Genomic DNA, 1,082 nt, shown 5'->3' on the forward strand with positions numbered 1-1,082 from the left:
CACGTTGACCACGGCAAGACGACGCTGACGGCGGCGATCACGAAGTATTTTGGTGATTTCAAGGCCTACGACCAGATCGACGCGGCGCCGGAAGAGAAGGCGCGCGGGATCACGATCTCGACGGCGCATGTGGAATACGAGACGCCGAACCGCCATTACGCGCATGTCGATTGCCCCGGCCACGCCGACTATGTGAAGAACATGATCACGGGCGCGGCGCAGATGGACGGCGGGATCCTGGTGGTGAACGCGGCGGACGGCCCGATGCCGCAGACGCGCGAGCACATCCTGCTGGCGCGCCAGGTGGGCGTTCCGGCGCTGGTCGTTTACATGAACAAGGTCGACCAGGTGGACGACGAGGAGCTTCTGGAACTGGTGGAGATGGAAGTGCGCGAGCTTCTGTCGTCCTACGACTTCCCGGGCGACGACATTCCGATCATCAAGGGTTCGGCGCTGGCGGCGCTGGAAGGCCGCGAGCCGGAGATCGGGGAGAACTCGATCCGGGCGCTGATGGAAGCGGTTGACAGCTACATCCCGACGCCGGAGCGTCCGGTTGACCAGCCGTTCCTGATGCCGATCGAGGACGTGTTCTCGATTTCGGGGCGCGGCACGGTCGTGACGGGTCGTGTGGAGCGCGGCGTGATCAACGTCGGCGACGAGATCGAGATCGTGGGGATCCGCGACACCAAGAAGACGGTGTGCACGGGCGTCGAGATGTTCCGCAAGCTTCTGGATCGCGGCGAGGCGGGCGACAACATCGGCGCGCTGCTGCGCGGTGTGGAGCGCGACGGTGTGGAGCGCGGCCAGGTTCTGTGCAAGCCGGGTTCGGTGACGCCGCACACGAAGTTCGAGGCCGAGGCCTACATCCTGACCAAGGAAGAGGGTGGCCGTCACACGCCGTTCTTCGCGAACTACCGTCCGCAGTTCTACTTCCGCACGACGGACGTGACCGGGACGGTGAACCTGCCGGAAGGCACGGAGATGGTGATGCCGGGCGACAACCTGAAGTTCGAGGTCGAGCTGATCGCGCCGATCGCCATGGAAGAGAAGCTGCGCTTCGCCATCCGTGAAGGCGGCCGCAC

Annotated in this window: 1 protein-coding gene; it reads left to right on the forward strand. The window is 64.8% G+C overall.

All coding sequences use genetic code 11. The features are described from left to right. A partial coding sequence (gene tuf, locus BLV97_RS20640; protein ID WP_092164246.1) for an elongation factor Tu occupies positions 1 to 1,082 on the forward strand: 1,082 nt, incomplete at both ends.

Origin of the sequence: Allgaiera indica, from assembly GCF_900106675.1 — a bacterium.
GTDB lineage: Bacteria > Pseudomonadota > Alphaproteobacteria > Rhodobacterales > Rhodobacteraceae > Acidimangrovimonas > Acidimangrovimonas indica.